The 14,477-nt window shown below is 65.7% G+C and carries 12 protein-coding genes and 1 tRNA gene; 4 read left to right on the top strand and 9 right to left on the bottom strand.

The features are described from left to right. Window positions 1-4 precede the first annotated feature (4 nt). The 6 genes from CLV78_RS15550 to CLV78_RS24535 are packed head-to-tail and all read right to left on the bottom strand — an operon-like array spanning window position 5 to window position 5,681. Window positions 5-802: an MBL fold metallo-hydrolase gene (locus CLV78_RS15550; RefSeq protein ID WP_106205741.1), complete on the bottom strand. Its 798-nt coding sequence runs from the start codon at window positions 800-802 to the stop codon at window positions 5-7. Further along, window positions 802-1,605 carry a TatD family hydrolase gene (locus tag CLV78_RS15555; RefSeq protein ID WP_106205742.1) on the bottom strand — a complete coding sequence of 268 codons (804 nt, stop codon included), beginning with the start codon at window positions 1,603-1,605 and terminating at the stop codon, window positions 802-804. The genes CLV78_RS15550 and CLV78_RS15555 overlap by 1 nt, the downstream gene beginning before the upstream one ends. 11 nt (window positions 1,606-1,616) lie before the next feature. Beyond that, window positions 1,617-2,756 carry a DNA polymerase III subunit delta' gene (locus CLV78_RS15560; RefSeq protein ID WP_106205743.1) on the bottom strand — a complete coding sequence of 380 codons (1,140 nt, stop codon included), beginning with the start codon at window positions 2,754-2,756 and terminating at the stop codon, window positions 1,617-1,619. Then, window positions 2,753-3,400 (bottom strand): dTMP kinase, encoded by a 648-nt coding sequence (tmk, locus tag CLV78_RS15565; protein ID WP_106205744.1) that lies wholly within the window; start codon window positions 3,398-3,400, stop codon window positions 2,753-2,755. The genes CLV78_RS15560 and tmk overlap by 4 nt, the downstream gene beginning before the upstream one ends. Next, complete coding sequence (locus tag CLV78_RS15570) at window positions 3,400-4,569, bottom strand: D-alanyl-D-alanine carboxypeptidase family protein (RefSeq protein ID WP_106205745.1); 1,170 nt, start codon at window positions 4,567-4,569, stop codon at window positions 3,400-3,402. The genes tmk and CLV78_RS15570 overlap by 1 nt, the downstream gene beginning before the upstream one ends. Before the next feature lie 17 nt (window positions 4,570-4,586). After that, complete coding sequence (locus CLV78_RS24535; RefSeq protein WP_245925103.1) at window positions 4,587-5,681, bottom strand: SPOR domain-containing protein; 1,095 nt, start codon at window positions 5,679-5,681, stop codon at window positions 4,587-4,589. Between the two features lie 520 nt (window positions 5,682-6,201). On the opposite strand from CLV78_RS24535, the gene CLV78_RS15585 reads away from it, so the two are divergent. After that, window positions 6,202-6,291: transfer RNA gene (locus CLV78_RS15585), tRNA-Ser, on the top strand. A gap of 272 nt (window positions 6,292-6,563) precedes the next feature. Here the strand turns inward: CLV78_RS15585 and bcp are convergent. Beyond that, window positions 6,564-7,028, bottom strand: a complete 465-nt coding sequence (bcp, locus tag CLV78_RS15590; RefSeq protein WP_106205746.1) for a thioredoxin-dependent thiol peroxidase — start codon at window positions 7,026-7,028, stop codon at window positions 6,564-6,566. Window positions 7,029-7,208: 180 nt separating this feature from the next. Between bcp and CLV78_RS15595 the strand changes: the two genes are divergently transcribed. Beyond that, the gene (locus CLV78_RS15595; protein WP_106205747.1) at window positions 7,209-10,496 is read left to right on the top strand and encodes an AsmA-like C-terminal region-containing protein; all 3,288 of its coding nucleotides are present in this window, start codon (window positions 7,209-7,211) and stop codon (window positions 10,494-10,496) included. Further along, window positions 10,496-11,548: a tRNA preQ1(34) S-adenosylmethionine ribosyltransferase-isomerase QueA gene (gene queA / locus CLV78_RS15600; protein ID WP_106205748.1), complete on the top strand. Its 1,053-nt coding sequence runs from the start codon at window positions 10,496-10,498 to the stop codon at window positions 11,546-11,548. The genes CLV78_RS15595 and queA overlap by 1 nt, the downstream gene beginning before the upstream one ends. A 139-nt stretch (window positions 11,549-11,687) precedes the next feature. Here queA and CLV78_RS15605 read toward each other — a convergent pair whose 3' ends face one another. Both CLV78_RS15605 and CLV78_RS15610 read right to left on the bottom strand, forming a co-directional pair. Continuing rightward, window positions 11,688-12,101: a hypothetical protein gene (locus CLV78_RS15605; RefSeq protein ID WP_106205749.1), complete on the bottom strand. Its 414-nt coding sequence runs from the start codon at window positions 12,099-12,101 to the stop codon at window positions 11,688-11,690. Between the two features lie 134 nt (window positions 12,102-12,235). Continuing rightward, window positions 12,236-12,763, bottom strand: a complete 528-nt coding sequence (locus CLV78_RS15610) for a GNAT family N-acetyltransferase (RefSeq protein WP_158263553.1) — start codon at window positions 12,761-12,763, stop codon at window positions 12,236-12,238. A gap of 268 nt (window positions 12,764-13,031) precedes the next feature. On the opposite strand from CLV78_RS15610, the gene CLV78_RS15615 reads away from it, so the two are divergent. Continuing rightward, window positions 13,032-14,327: a TAXI family TRAP transporter solute-binding subunit gene (locus CLV78_RS15615; RefSeq protein WP_158263554.1), complete on the top strand. Its 1,296-nt coding sequence runs from the start codon at window positions 13,032-13,034 to the stop codon at window positions 14,325-14,327. Window positions 14,328-14,477: the final 150 nt, after the last annotated feature.

Genomic DNA, 14,477 nt, shown 5'->3' on the forward strand with positions numbered 1-14,477 from the left:
GGCTTCAGACCTTGTAGGTTATCGTCAGTCCGTCATGGGCTGGCTCTATGTGTTCGGGCGTTTCATCGGCCAGCGTCTGGTAGTCGATGTCGATATGCATGTTGGTAAGCACGGCGCGTTGGGGCGCCGCACGCTCGATCCAGGCGAGGGTTTGCGCGACATGTGCGTGGCTCGGGTGTGGGGTGTAGCGAAGCGCATCCACGATCCAGCAGTCAAGTCCTTCCAGACACTGCCAGGCCTGTTTCGGGATTTCGTTCACGTCCGGCATGTAGGCCAGGTCGCCGATGCGAAAGCCAAGGGCGTGGATATTGCCGTGCCGGACCTCGATCGGGGTCAGCGTGATCGGGCCGGCCGCGCCGTCAATGGTCACATCCCCCCGGATCATGTGCATGTCGAGGATCGGCGGGTAGTTCGACCCTTCCGGCTGCACGAAGGCATATCCGAAACGGGCGATCAATCCGTTCTGCGTCTCCGCGTCGGCCCAGACCGGCAGGCGGGCGCGACGGTTGAAGACGACCATGCGCAGGTCGTCGATCCCGTGGGTATGGTCGGCGTGGCCGTGGGTATAGACCACGGCATCCAGCATCCCCACACCTGCGGAAAGGAGCTGCCGGCGCAGATCCGGCGTGGTGTCGACAAGGACCCGTGTGGCCGCCTCGCCATCGAGACGCTCGATCAGGAGCGAGCACCGTTGACGGGTGTTGCGAGGGTTCCCGGGGTCACAGGCGCCCCAGATATTCCCGATCCGGGGGACGCCGCCGGAAGAGCCGCATCCAAGAATGGTGAAGCGCAGCTCTGCCATCAGGCGGCGGGGCTCCAGCTTGCGGCCTTGGCAAAGAGGCGGTCGAAATTGGCGGTCGTCTGCGCCGCGAAGTCTTCGTAGGAGAGGCCGTGGACCTCGGCCCCGACCTTCGCCGTGTGTGCCGTGTAGGCCGGCTCGTTGCGCTTGCCCCGGTGCGGTGGCGGCGCGAGGTAGGGGGAATCCGTTTCCACGAGTATGCGGTCCAGGGGTGCTGCGGCAAAGATCTCCCTGAGGTCCTTGCTGCGCGGGAAGGCGGCGATGCCCGACATCGAGAGGTAGAATCCCAGCCCGAGAGCGGCCTCCGCCAATGCGGCAGAGGAGCTGAAGCAGTGCATCACGCAGGAATAGGCACCGGCTGCATGTTCCTCGCCGAGGATCCGGGCCATGTCGTCATCGGCATCGCGGGCATGGATGATCAGCGGCAGGCCGGTCCGGCGGGCGGCCTCGATGTGGATACGCAGGCTCTCCTGCTGCACGGCGGCGCTTTCGGCCGTGTAGTGGTAGTCGAGCCCGGTCTCGCCGATGCCTACGAACTTCGGATGGGCGGACAGGGCCACGAGTTCGTCCACACTGGCCAGTGGCTCCTCGGCGGCGCTCATCGGATGCGTCCCGGCGGCGTAGAAGACCGGCGCATGCGACTCGGCAATCGCACGCACCTGCGGCTCCAGCCGCAACCGGGTGCAGATCGTGACCATGCGGGCGACGCCCGCTTCGGCCGCGCGAGACACGATCTCGGCATGCTGGCCATCGAAATCAGGGAAATCCAGGTGACAATGACTGTCTACAATCTGCGGTTGGGGCATGTCTGCTCGGCTCAAGCTGGCGCGGGCAATACCTCTTCGGCACCCGCATTTATCTTGAGAACCGTATCAAGCAGCAACGCGGCAGGGTCAAGGTTGACTGCCACGCCGTGGCGTGTCCTTTCGCCGAGCGCCTGTTGCAACGTCGCCCAGTGACGCGCGGCGCGGGCATCGGGGCAGAGCCGGGACAGCAGCGCGGTTTCACCCGGGGCGGCTTCGGGATCGGGCGGCCCCAGCACCCCGGAGCGGGCAAGGCGCGACAGGAACAGATCCAGCATATGCAGGACCTGTGCCATGGGCACATCGGATCCGCGCGCGCCGAGCTTGTCGGCAAAGCCCATCGCCATGGCGCGGTCGATCCGGGGGGCGCCTTCGAAGAGCCGCAGGATGGCGCCATAGACGCTGAATCCGCCCTCGTTCAACAGCCGGTGCGCCTCTCCGACGGAGCCGCCGGCAAGCGCGGTGAGCGCGGCGGTGTCCTCCGGCAGCTCGGTCCCGGCGGCGACAAGTGCCTCCTGCAAGGTTTCGGGGGCCAGCGGAGCGCAGCGGAGGGTGCGGCAACGGGAGCGAATCGTCGGCAGAAGCCGCGAGGGCTGGTGCGAGATCAGGAGCAGGAAGGCGCGGTCGGGCGGCTCCTCCAGCAGTTTCAGCACTGCGTTGGCGGCGCTGGTGTTCAACTCGTCCGCGGCGTCCACGATCACCACGCGGCGCCCGCCATCGGTTGCGGAGAGGGCGAAGAACCCTTTCAGCTTGCGCGCTTCATCGACCGTGATCTCCTGCTTCAGCCGCTTGGCGCGGTCATCCCAGGGACGGCGCAGCACGAACAGGCCCGGTTCGGAAAGGGCCTGCAACCGGCGCGCCACGGGGTGTTCGGGATCGATGTCGAGGCTTGTCGGCGGCGGCGGCGCTCCAAACAGCCCGTCGTCCTCCTGCTCCGGCGTCGCCAACAGAAAGCGCGCGATGCGCCAAGCCAGCGTTGCCTTGCCCACGCCCTGCGGTCCGGTCAGCAACCAGGCGTGATGCAGCCGTCCCGATGTAAAGGCTTCAAGAAAGCGTTCCTCCGCCTGCTCCTGGCCAAAGAGGTGCCTCGTCTCGCGCGGATGCGGCGCGCCTTCGAGCTGGTCCGGCTGCGGAAGGTCTTCGGTCTCGCTCATGGGGCAGGCACGGGATTGGGCAGGCGCGCAAGGGCGGCGCCCAGCACGTCGGCGGCCACGGCCTCGATCTCCCGTGCGCCATCGATCACGATGCAGCGCTGCGCATGTTCCCGCGCCAGTTCGAGGAAACCCGCACGCATGCGGTGCTGCAACTCCACACCGAAATCCTCGAACCGCTCTTCGGCCGTCTGGCGTCCCTTGGCGCGCGCATGGCCCAGCGAGGGATCCATGTCGACGACGAATGTGATATCCGGCTCCAGCCCGATCATCATCGCGTGCAGTGCGTCCACCTCGTGGCGCAGGTTGCCCCGGCTCATGCCTTGGTAGATCCGGCTGCTATCGGCAAAGCGGTCGCAGATCACTGTCTTTCCCGCGTTCAGGGCAGGGCGAATGCGCTTTTCGACGTGGTCTCGTCGGGCAGCGGTGAAGAGCAACAGCTCCGTCTCCGCCGACCACCTGTCCGGGTCGCCTTCGAGCACCAGCGCGCGGATTTCCTCCGCCCCTTCGGAACCGCCGGGTTCGCGTGTCAGAACCACCTCCCGTCCGGCCGCTTCCAGGGCCTCGGCCAGCAGGCGGGCCTGGGTCGACTTGCCCGACCCGTCAATTCCCTCGAAGGTGATGAACCTGCCCCGCGTCCCGGGCATCAGCGCCCCGAGGCCTGCCCGGAGGCCTGTCCGGTGACCTGTTGGAAGAGCACATAGGCAGCGGTCCGGATGCGCGGCAGAAACCCGCCCTTGGCGACGGCCGTTTCGGCGGTGAGCGGCAGTTCCTGACGTTCGAGATCCGGAAGATCGACGATCAGCGTGCCGATTTGCTGGCCCTCGGCGATGGGCGCGCGCAGCGGGGTCTCATAGGTGATTTCCGCCTCGATCTCGCCCCGCACCACGGCGGGCACCAGAAGGTCCAGGTTCTCGGGGACGACCATGCCGACGGTCCGCTCCGCGCCCATCCAGACCGGCACCTGTGCCAGGCGCGTGCCCTTTTCGGCCACGGTCTTCTGCACGAACTGGCGGAAGGCCCAGTTGACGACGCTCTCCGCCTCTTCGGCGCGTTGCGGCTCGCTGTCGAGGCCGGAAATGACAAAGATGATCCGACGCTGACCCTGCACGGCCGACCCCACGAGCCCATAGCCCGCTTCGGCGGTATGTCCGGTCTTCAGGCCATCGGCACCGATCCCGAGCGTCAACAGCGGGTTGCGGTTGCGGTGGTTGGAGGGAACCCGACCATCGTATTCAAAGGTGAGCATGGCGAAGTAGCCATAATACTCCGGAAACTCCTCGATCAGGCGCCGGGCCAGTAGCCCGAGGTCCTGCATCGACATGCGGTGGTTCGGGTGCGGCCACCCGGAGGCATTTGCGAAGGTCGAGTTGCGCAGGCCGATGGCCCGGGCGCGCTCGTTCATCAGGCGGGCGAAACCCTCCTCGGTGCCCGCGAGCCCTTCGGCGACAACCACGCAGGCATCGTTGCCGGACTGGACGATGATGCCCTTGATCAACTCCTCGACCGTGGGGCGGTCCTTTGGCGTCAGGAACATGGACGAGCCGCCCATGGCCGACGCCTTGTCGGAGACGGAGAATTTCGTGTCCAGTGTGACGCGTCCGTCGCGCAATGCCTCGAACAGCATGTTCAGCGTCATCAGCTTGGACATGGAGGCCGGCGGCAACGGGGTCTCGGCATCCTTGGACAGAAGCACCGTCCCGGTGGTCTGGTCGAGAATCCAGGCGGCGCTGGCACGGGTTTCAAAACCGGCACTGACCGCAGGCGCGGTCAGGCTGGTGGCGAGAATCAGAAAGGCGGCAAGTCTACGTATCATGCCCGTGTTCTAGCGCCTTAGCCGTTGACAGCATAGGCATCGGTGAAGCCCATGCCCTTCACTTTCTTGAGCAGAACGGAGCGATCCGACTTGCTGGTCGCGGGGCCGACGACGACGCGCCAGTATTTCTTGCCCTTCATCTCCTGTTCGAAGACCTTCGGCACCACGCCGTTCTGACGCATCGCGGTCGCTGTGTTGTTGGCGTTCTGCTCCACGGAGAAGATGCCGATCTGCACGTAGGGCTTGTCGACCGAGGTGGTTTTCTTCGGCGCCGGGGCCGATGCGGCAGGCTTGGCGGCCTGTGTCGTGCCGCCCGTGGTCTTCGGCAATTGTCCGCCGAGCGGGGCGCTGCTGACGTCGCCGGTGGCGAGCGCTTCGGTCGCAACGGTGGTGCCGACGGCAGTGGTGGCGGTTGCAGCGACCGGGATCGCGCTCTTGGGCTGCTTGTTGCGGCGGAACGGGTTCCAGCTACGCTTGGTCTTGGCCGGGGCAGCAGGGGCGGCCGTTTCGGCAGCGGCTGTGGTCGCGGCGAGGCTTTCGGTGCCGTCTCCGGTTTCAGCGGCATCGATCGCGGCGGCGGCGCCGGCAATTGTTGCATCGCCGCTCTCTGCCGGGGCTTCGGCCTCCGCGACGGCCTCGGTCTCCGCAGGTGTGATGGCTTCCTCGGGCTGTTCGGGTTCCTCGCGCCGGAGTGCCGTCACATTGAGAACCGTCGGCGAGCCCGCCAGGAGTTCCAGCGCGGCGGCGGCATCAGACGAAACCTGGATCTTGGGTCCGGGGTGTTCCCGCTCGCGCTTGAACAGGGCGCCGATGACAAATTTCCCGTTGGCCTCGTTGCGGATGATCACACGCTCGGGGTCGGTCACGTCGGGGTGGGCGACCCAGACACCACCGAGCGACGGGCGTCCGTCCCACAAGCCTTTTTCGGTAACCTGGAACACTTCCGGCGCCTCGACATCGCGCTCGACGAGCCGGGTGGAGGAGGGGCGCTCAGAAAAGGCCGTAGCTTCGGCCGAGCCGTCCGATGTGCCCGAACCACCTTCCATGCATCCCGACACAGTCAATGCCAGCGCAGATGCTCCGATAAAGAGAGTCAGCCTGATTCCGCCCATAGTTCGCCCCTTTTGTAGCGTGTTGCCCACGCTCTCAGGCCGCCGTTGCGGCCTCGCTGCTCGATTTGGCCCGATTTTGGGCCTGTTTGGGAAAGTTATACATGGTCTTGCGTGGCACGCAAAGGATTGTGCGCCGTGCCGGGCGCTATTCTGCGGGTGCTGTTTCCCGATGGCTACGATTTGTGCAATTCGATGAGCCGGGCTCATGCGCTCCGAAGGCGTTGTCCTGTCGCGAAACAGGCGATTGCCCGGGCGAGGTGCACCGCCACCGACAGCCCGCCAGGAGGTGGAAATGCACGCGCCGGCAGCAGGCCGCGTTCGGATGGCCCGTCGGCGGTGCGGCTGGCAATGGCCCGGAAAGCTGTTCGGCGGGTGGTCGGATATACCCCGCAGCGGATTGGTTTCAGAGACCTGTGATGCTGAGTGTCGATCTGTGCGCGGGGCAGGCGGACCAGCTTCAGGAAACCCGTTCGCCCCTTGTCCACGTCCGAATGGCGCGGTAGTTGGAGCCTGTTGGTGCGGTCGCTTGCCGGAGTGGTTGAACGGAGCGGTCTTGAAAACCGTCAGGCCTGAAAGGGTCTCCGGGGTTCGAATCCCCGAGCGACCGCCAACCTGCACTCCTTGCAGCCGTTCTCCGTCTTCCAGCGTTGAGTCCGCCAGGACGTTCGGTGCTCCAATAGCAGCCAATTCGCGCGCCCTCGACCGCTCCCGCTCTGCTCTTTGACCCGCATGGCATGGCCAAGGTCGGTCTGGGTTGTGGGTTGCCGACACCAATCCTGCGCCGCAGGGTCCGCAGCCCAACCGTTCAACGCGACCGCCAACCCTCACTTCGCGGCAGCGGACGCGCCTGCAGATAGTGTCGCCTGCCAGCCTGGGGTGATATCAGCCGAGCGCCTGCACCGCTTCCAGAACCTCTTCCACATGCCCCGGCACCTTGACCTTTCGCCAGATGCGGTTGATTCGCCCCTCGCCATCGATCAGGAAAGTGCTGCGTTCGATCCCGAAAAACGTCTTGCCGTACATCGATTTCTGCTTCCACACGCCATAGGCCTCGCAGATCTCGTTCTCCGCATCGGACAGCAGTGCGACGCCAAGATTGTGCTTGTCGCGGAACTTGTCGTGCTTGGCGATTGTGTCCTTGGAAATCCCGAGCACGACAGCGCCCGCAGCCACGAACTCGGCAAGCGCCTCGGTAAAGGCGAGTGCCTGCTTCGTGCAGCCCGACGTATCGTCCCTTGGATAGAAGTACAGCACCACCGGCGCCGGGCGCAGGTCGGAAAGCGTCACCGCGCCACCACCATCGCGGGGAAGCGTGAAATCGGGGGCGGCATGTCCGGTGTCGATCATGTATCTGTTATCCTCTAGTTCCATGCATTGCCTTCCGTTTTAGTGCGCAAGGCGCGAAGATAAAGGTTGCCAGGGTCGTCGAGGACGAATGTGAGCGGCAAGACATCACCGGACGTTGCGGCACCGCCGTCGCCCGGGACACCACACGACAGCAAGGGTCGCAAACCGCGGCGGGCTCGTATGGGCCCGTTGACGCCTGTCCGATGGCTTCTGTTCCTCGCATTCGATCTTCTTGTGCTGGCGCTGGTGGCGGTTGTTGTCGTGGCGGTTGTTCTCGATGGTCGCGACCTTCCCGCGCCGGGTTGGGTTGCCGAGGAGGCCGGCGCCCTTTTCTCGCGCGGGTTGGGCGGCGGACGGGCGGATGTCGGCCGGGTTTCGGTGCGGATGCACCACGCGGACCTGCCGCAGGTCCTGTTCCACGACGTGCGCCTGTCCGCTCCGGACGGAACGGAACTGGCCGGGATCCCGGAACTTGGGGTTTCGCTCGACACATCGGCGCTGGTTCAGGGGCGGGTGCAGATCGAGGCACTTCGCGTGTCCGGGGCCGAGGCGCGACTTCGTCGGGACGAGACCGGCGCTCTGGATCTCGGGTTCGGGCAAGGAGATGGGTTTGCGCAGCTTGGTTCCCTTGAGGAGGCGATCGGTGCGTTGCGTGCCACCTTTGCCCTGCAGGGGCTTGCCCCGATCCGGAGTATCGAGGTGCGCGATTTACGTGTGGTCTTTGAGGACCTTCGCGCGCAACAGGTCTGGCAGATCGAGAATGCCGCGCTCGATCTCGACCACGAGGGCGACGATCTTTCCATCGCCGTCACGGCGCCGCTGACCTTGCCCAACGATCCAGCCGGTGCCCGGCTTGCCTTGCGGCTGAGCCTCGACATGGATACCGCACAGGCCGAGCTGTCCACGCTGGTAGAGGGGGTCCCGGCAGAGGTGATCGCGACGCAGGCACCAGCCCTTTCGTGGCTGGAGCCACTGGATGCAAAGGTCTCCGGCGCGCTGATCGCGACCGCCGATGCCGCTGGCCGGATGGGGACGATCAACGGGACGTTGGAGATTGGCGAGGGCGCCTTCCAGCCCGCACAAGCCGCCAGCCCGGTCCCGTTCGACAGCGCGCGCGCCTATTTCAGCTACGACCCGGCAGAGGCCAGAGTCCGTTTCGAACAGCTCAGCCTCGACTCACCCGATGGCGGCGTGGAGGCCAGCGGACACATCACCCTGGAGGGGCTGGACAGCGGCTGGCCCAACGCGATGGTCGGCCAGTTTCAGGTCAGCGACCTGCGCGTGGACCGCGCCGGGCTCTTTCCCGAACCGGCGCGTTTCCAAGACGGTGCCGTAGACCTGCACACCACGCTCGATCCCTTCACGATCCATATCGGGCAGGCGGTCCTGAGCACCAGTTCGCAGGACCCGGCGGCCGAGGTGACCCGGCTCAGGGCCAGTGGCAAGGTGACAGCGGATGCCGACGGCTGGAACGTCATTCTGGACATGGGACTGGACCAGATCGAGAGCGAACCGTTGCTGGCACTCTGGCCTCACGAGCTTGCCCCGGGGACGCGGCGATGGGTTGCCAACAACCTGATTTCGGGGCGGGTCCACGATGCCCATGCCGGGCTGCGTTTCCGTCAGGGTGAGCGGCCGGACCTTGCGCTGACGTTCCAGTTCCGGGATGGCACTGCCATCGCCATGCCCAGCCTGCCCCCGATCGAGGGCGCCAGCGGCTATGCCTCTGTCGGGCGTCACAGCTTCGGGCTGTCCATCGACTCGGGAAGCGTTGCGGCCCCTGAAGGCGGTATTGTCGACCTGTCGGGCGCTTCGATCCGCATTTCCAACATGAACCGGTTGCCCCGTATCGCCGAAGTGCTCTGGCAATCGCGCTCCCCGGTTCATGCGGGCCTTTCGCTGCTGGACCAGCCGCCCTTCCGGTTCCTGAGCCGGGCCAACCTGCCCGTGGGGCTGGCCGAGGGCGAGGCGCAGTTGACCGGCGTCCTCCGGTTCCCGATGCAACGCAAGATCGTGCCCGGGGAGGTTGACTACGACATTGCCGGGACACTGACGGGGCTGTCGTCCGACGTGGTGGTCCCGAACAGGACACTTGTCGCCGAGCGCCTGTCCCTGCGAGCGCGGCCGACCGGACTGGAAATCCGGGGGGCGGCGTCGCTTGAGGATGTGCCAGTCGAGGGCGCCTTCACCCTTCCTCTCGGTGCTGATGTCCCGCCTGCCTTTGTCGAGGGAACCCTGGAGGTTGGCGCGCGCGCGGTTGAGAACTTCGGCATCGGCCTGCCGGAGGGGTTGGTCTCCGGGGCGGGTGAGGGACGTTTCCGCGTCGACCTGCCGAAGGGGCAATTGCCACGGTTCTCGCTGGCCTCGGATCTGCGCGGCGTCGGCCTGTCGTTGCCTGCGCTCCAGTATTCCAAGACCCGCGCTGCGACCGGCGGGCTCGATGTCGTCGGCACTCTTGGCGCAGGCGGGCAGATCGACCGGATCCTTCTCACTGCGCCGGGGCTGTCGGCGGAGGGGGCAATCACCCTGACGCCGGAAGGTGGGCTCGACCGGGCCCGGTTCTCCCGCGTGTCGCTGGGCGGTTGGCTCGATGCTCCGGTCACCCTGCGGGGGCGCGGCGCGGGGCGGGAACCCGCAGTGTCGGTCGAAGGTGGCACGGTCGACATCCGGCGCACGAGCATGGGGCCTTCCGGCGGGCGATCGGCTGGCGGCACCGGCGGTCCGCCGATTGCGTTGTCTCTTGACCGTGTGGTTGTCTCCGAAGGGCTTTCGCTTACGGCGTTCCGCGGTGAACTGACACGTGCAGGCGGCCTCTCGGGAACGTTCACTGGCCGGGTGAATGGCAAGGCCGCCGTCACCGGCACGCTGGCGCCGGGGCGGGGCGGGCGCACCGGGGTGCGTGTCCGTTCTGACAACGCCGGCGCGGTATTCAAGGCAGCGGGACTCTTTGAACAGGGCAACGGCGGCTCGATGACCCTGCTCCTCACCCCGCGCCCCGAGCCCGGGGAATATGATGGCCAACTCAAGGTCGGGAATGTGCGTGTCCGCAGCGCGTCCGGCCTTGCCGCGCTGATCAACGCGATCTCCGTCGTCGGGCTGATCGACGAGCTGAACGGCTCCGGCATCGTCTTCAACGAGATCGAGGCGCTGTTTCGCTTGACGCCATCCTATGTGCGGGTCACACGCTCCTCCGGCGTCGGGCCCTCGCTCGGCATCTCGATGGAAGGGGTCTATGACATGGTCCGCGACAGGCTGGACATGCAGGGCGTGTTCTCGCCCGTCTACATGGTAAACTCGATCGGCTCGATCTTCACCCGAAAGGGCGAGGGGCTTATCGGGGTGACCTACCGAATGCGCGGCTCCTCTGCCAACCCCTCTGTCGAAGTGAACCCGCTGTCGGCCTTCACCCCCGGCATGTTCCGGGAGATCTTCCGTGCGCCGCCGCCAATGGTCCGGGGACAGAACTGATGTTGCTGAGCGATTTCGACTTCGACCTTCCCGAGGAGCTGATCGCCACCCGGCCCGCAAACCCGCGCACTCATGCGCGTTTTCTGGTGGCTCTGGGCGCGGCGACCGAGGACGCGCAGGTCCTTGATCTGCCACGCTATCTGCGGCCCGGCGACCGGCTGGTGCTGAACAACACCAAGGTCATTCCCGCACGGTTGTCCGGGCTGCGCCGGCGGCAAGGCGAGCAGGGGCCTACCGAGGCGAGGATCGAGGTCACGCTGCTCGAACCGCAGGGCGATGGCAGCTGGCAGGCTCTGGTCAAACCGGCGAAGAAGGTGCGCGACGGCGAGGGAATCCACTTCGCGCCCGGCTTCTCGGCGACAGTGACCGGGCGTTCGGAGGGCCAACTCAACCTGTCCTTTTCACTCGACGGCGAGGATTTCGACGCGGCACTGGAAGCCGCAGGCGTCATGCCCCTTCCGCCCTATATCGCGGCCCGCCGGGCGGCGGATGCGCAGGACCGGACCGACTACCAGACGGTATTTGCGCGCCACTCCGGCGCCGTCGCGGCCCCGACCGCCAGTCTGCATTTCGACGAGGCGCTGCTGCGCGAGATCGCGTCGATGGGCGTGGATTTCACCGAGGTCACATTGCACGTCGGCGCCGGCACTTTTCTCCCGGTTAAGGTCGACGATGTTTCCAGGCACCGCATGCATTCGGAGTGGGGGGAGGTGACGGAGGCCGCGGCCGAGGACATCAACGCCACCCGGGCGGCCGGCGGCCGGATCATCCCGGTCGGCACCACGGCCTGCCGGCTGATCGAGAGCGCGGCGGCGGGCGATGGCATCGTACCGTGGCAGGGAGAGACGGATATCTTCATCCGCCCGGGCTACAGGTTTCGGATCGCCGATGGGTTGATGACGAATTTCCACCTGCCGAAGTCTACGCTCATGATGCTGGTGTCGGCGCTGATGGGGCGGGAACGGATGATGCAGATCTACGACCACGCGATCGCAGAGCGGTATCGGTTTTTCTCCTACGGGGATGCCTCTTTGTTGCTGCCAAAGGTCTGAGGAAGCGCGGATCACGTCACCATCGGATGGCCTCGGGACTGGCTAGGCGCTTGCCAGACCCGTTGCGGTTGGAACGCGACGCTTCCAACGTACGGGGAGCCTCAGGCGGCCCGGCTCGGTGCGTCACGCGGCTCAGCGGCTATTTGCACTTGGACAGGTTCACCGACTGCCCCTTGCTGTTGAGGCAGGTCCTGCCGTCGGCAGACAGCCGCAAGTTGCCGTGTTTCCCCTTGATGGTGGTCCCCTCGACACCATCCTTGCCGATGTTCACATTGGCATTGCCGCCCTTGACGGTTGCGCCCTTGACGCCGTCCTTGCCGACCTTGACGTTGGCGTTCTTGCCCTTGACCGACGCTCCTTTCACGCCCTTCTTGCCAACGTCGACATTGGCGTGGTTTCCCTTGATCGTTGCGCCCTTGATGCCGTGTTTGCCGACTTTGACGTTGATATTGTTGCCCTTGAGTTTCACATCCGCGGAGGCCGGCAGCGCGGCGAAGTGAAGGGCCGTCAGTATCAGGGCGACAGAATGCAACCGCATGAGAAACTCCAGCATGAAAGGACCTGCTCCCATAGTACACATCCGTTGGCTGTGGCGCACGCGTTTTGGTCAGCCGGTGGTATCGCCGGGATGCGCCCAACCGGCCGGTATCGACCGGTAGGACGATCACCTTTGCCCTGCGGCAAGGCTCATACCCATCCGTCCGGCAATGCGCCGGTCTCCGGCAGGTCGAGCTGGAAACGCGTTCCGCCAACCGGCGCATCGCGAAACCCCAGCGAACGATAGACCGCCTGCGCGGTTTCGTTCTCAGGGTGCGTGCCTACGGTCAGGCGCGTGCAACGTTGACGGCGCGCTTCCTCCACAGATGCGGCAATCAGCTGGCGGCCGACCCCGTGACCCCGGTGCAGGTCTTCCACAAAGAGGTGCGCGAGGTCCATGACCCGCCGCCCGAAATGCAGATGCGTGATCAGGTTGAGCGCTGCATAGCCCAGCAGGGATCCGCCGCAATGCGCGACAAGTGCGGTGGTGCAGGCGCTCGCATCGAAGATGTCGCGATCGAGTGTTGCGGGTGTGACGGTGGCCGCGTCGCCATGATGGCCCGCAAGCGAAGTGATCATGGCGATCAGGCGTGAAGCGTCACCGCGTTTCGCCTGGCGGATGGTCACCGGACCTGCGGGTTTCCGGCTGCCGGGAATGTCGATCTTGCTGTGGTTCATGTCGGTCTCCTTGGGGCGAACCGCCACGGGAAACCGGAAATGAAAAAGGCCGCCCGGGGCGGCCATTCAGACAATATCCTCCGTTCGGCCGCGACTAGTAGAAGCGAGCCCAATAAAATCGGGAGGCGGCGGAACGGTTCATGCCCAATGCAATGCGCCGATGGCCACGCCACGTCAAGCCTCAATTGGTCTATTGGACTGCGGCAGGGGGCATGGCAAAGTCCGGGCGATGGACCCGGACCGGTGCGGGACGCAGAGGAGTGCCACGGTGAGACTGCTGAGCATTGTCGGAGCGATTTTCGTCTTCGTGGTCCTGGCCGTGCTCCTTCTGCGCGACCTGCCGCCGCCGACGACCCTGACCTTCGCCGCCGGCAGCCGCGACGGTGGCTACTGGAGCGTCGCGGAACGCTACCGGGAGGAACTCGCGCGTGACGGGATCACGCTGGAGATCCTTGAAACCGGTGGCTCGATCGACAACCTTGAACTTCTGGAAGCCCGGAAGGCCGATATCGGGTTGCTTCAAGGGGGGGTTCCCGCCCGGGTGCCGGGGATCGAGGCGCTGGCCACAGTCTTTGTTGAACCCTACCTGGTTTACGTTCGCACCGACCGCGAGGTGTCCTCCAACCCCGCGCTTTGGCGTGGCCTGATCATCGCCCGCGGCAACGAGGGCTCGGGAACGCGTACCGCGGCCGATGAGCTGCTCGGAGCGCTCGACCTCATGGATCGCAACACGATGGCCGATCTCGGCGGTCGGGCGGCGACGGACGCCCTTCTTGCAGGCGACGTCGATGTGGCGATCTACGTGGCCGTTCTGGACGCGGGTTACCTTGAGCCGTTGCAGGATACCGATGCCGTCCGGTTGCTGACATTCGACCATATCGACGCGATCTCCCTTCGTCTTCCCTACAGCCGGATTGCGGTCGTTCCCTCCGGCGCAATGTCGCTCGATCCGGTGAAACCGGCTGAGACCACCCTTCAGGTCGCACTCTGGGCGCGCCTCGCCGCTGTGGAGGATCTGCACCCCGCCGTCGTCGATCGCCTGGTCCTCGCCGCGCGAAAGATCCACGGAGATGCCGACATATTCTCCCGGCAGGGACTCTTCCCGACGGCTGAGGCCGTGGACATGCCAATCGATGCCGGAGCGCTGAAACTGCTCGCCGAAGGGCAGAGCAACTTTCACGCCTGGTTGCCCTACTGGATTGCGGCGCAGATCCGGCGTGTGTTGTTGGTGATCGTGCCGCTGTTCTTCCTCGTCATCCCGATGATCCGGGCGCTGCCCGGGATTTATCGCTGGTCGATGAACCGCCGGATCTGGCGCTACTACACAGAGGTTCGGATGGTGGAAATGGACCTGGCGGTGGCGGAGGACGACGAGACGCTGCGCGGGCTCGACGCCAGGCTGATCGAGATCGACAAGCGGTTGGTGGCAATGCGGTTGCCCCCAGCTTTCCGGGGGGGCGCGTACAACGCGCGGCTTCACGTAGAGATGGTGCGCCGCCGGATCGCCGACCGTTTGGGAGAGAGCGCCGGGCCACGCAAAGCCATCGCCGGAATGGGCTTGTGATGCGCCACTGAGTGTGGTTGTCGGGCAAGGTCCCCGGGCGATCCCGGTGACGACAGCACCCGGTCCTCCGCAAGCGACATCGCGACGTCGCTGTGGGGCGCGAATGTCTTTGCCCGGGCGCGCTAGCCTCAACCCCTCAAGCAACAGGAA

The sequence above is a fragment of the Aliiruegeria haliotis genome, from assembly GCF_003003255.1.
In the GTDB taxonomy this organism is placed as follows: domain Bacteria; phylum Pseudomonadota; class Alphaproteobacteria; order Rhodobacterales; family Rhodobacteraceae; genus Tropicimonas; species Tropicimonas haliotis.

Excerpts from the sequence above, each read along its gene's own strand:
- CLV78_RS15555 (WP_106205742.1), bottom strand. The coding sequence starts at position 1,605 with ATGCCCCAACCGCAGATTGTAGACAGTCATTGTCACCTGGATTTCCCT.
- CLV78_RS15595 (WP_106205747.1), top strand. The coding sequence starts at position 7,209 with ATGGGCCCGTTGACGCCTGTCCGATGGCTTCTGTTCCTCGCATTCGAT.
- CLV78_RS15570 (WP_106205745.1), bottom strand. The coding sequence starts at position 4,569 with ATGATACGTAGACTTGCCGCCTTTCTGATTCTCGCCACCAGCCTGACC.
- CLV78_RS15550 (WP_106205741.1), bottom strand. The coding sequence starts at position 802 with ATGGCAGAGCTGCGCTTCACCATTCTTGGATGCGGCTCTTCCGGCGGC.
- CLV78_RS15610 (WP_158263553.1), bottom strand. The coding sequence starts at position 12,763 with ATGAACCACAGCAAGATCGACATTCCCGGCAGCCGGAAACCCGCAGGT.
- CLV78_RS15605 (WP_106205749.1), bottom strand. The coding sequence starts at position 12,101 with ATGCTGGAGTTTCTCATGCGGTTGCATTCTGTCGCCCTGATACTGACG.
- queA (WP_106205748.1), top strand. The coding sequence starts at position 10,496 with ATGTTGCTGAGCGATTTCGACTTCGACCTTCCCGAGGAGCTGATCGCC.
- tmk (WP_106205744.1), bottom strand. The coding sequence starts at position 3,400 with ATGCCCGGGACGCGGGGCAGGTTCATCACCTTCGAGGGAATTGACGGG.
- bcp (WP_106205746.1), bottom strand. The coding sequence starts at position 7,028 with ATGATCGACACCGGACATGCCGCCCCCGATTTCACGCTTCCCCGCGAT.
- CLV78_RS24535 (WP_245925103.1), bottom strand. The coding sequence starts at position 5,681 with ATGGGCGGAATCAGGCTGACTCTCTTTATCGGAGCATCTGCGCTGGCA.
- CLV78_RS15560 (WP_106205743.1), bottom strand. The coding sequence starts at position 2,756 with ATGAGCGAGACCGAAGACCTTCCGCAGCCGGACCAGCTCGAAGGCGCG.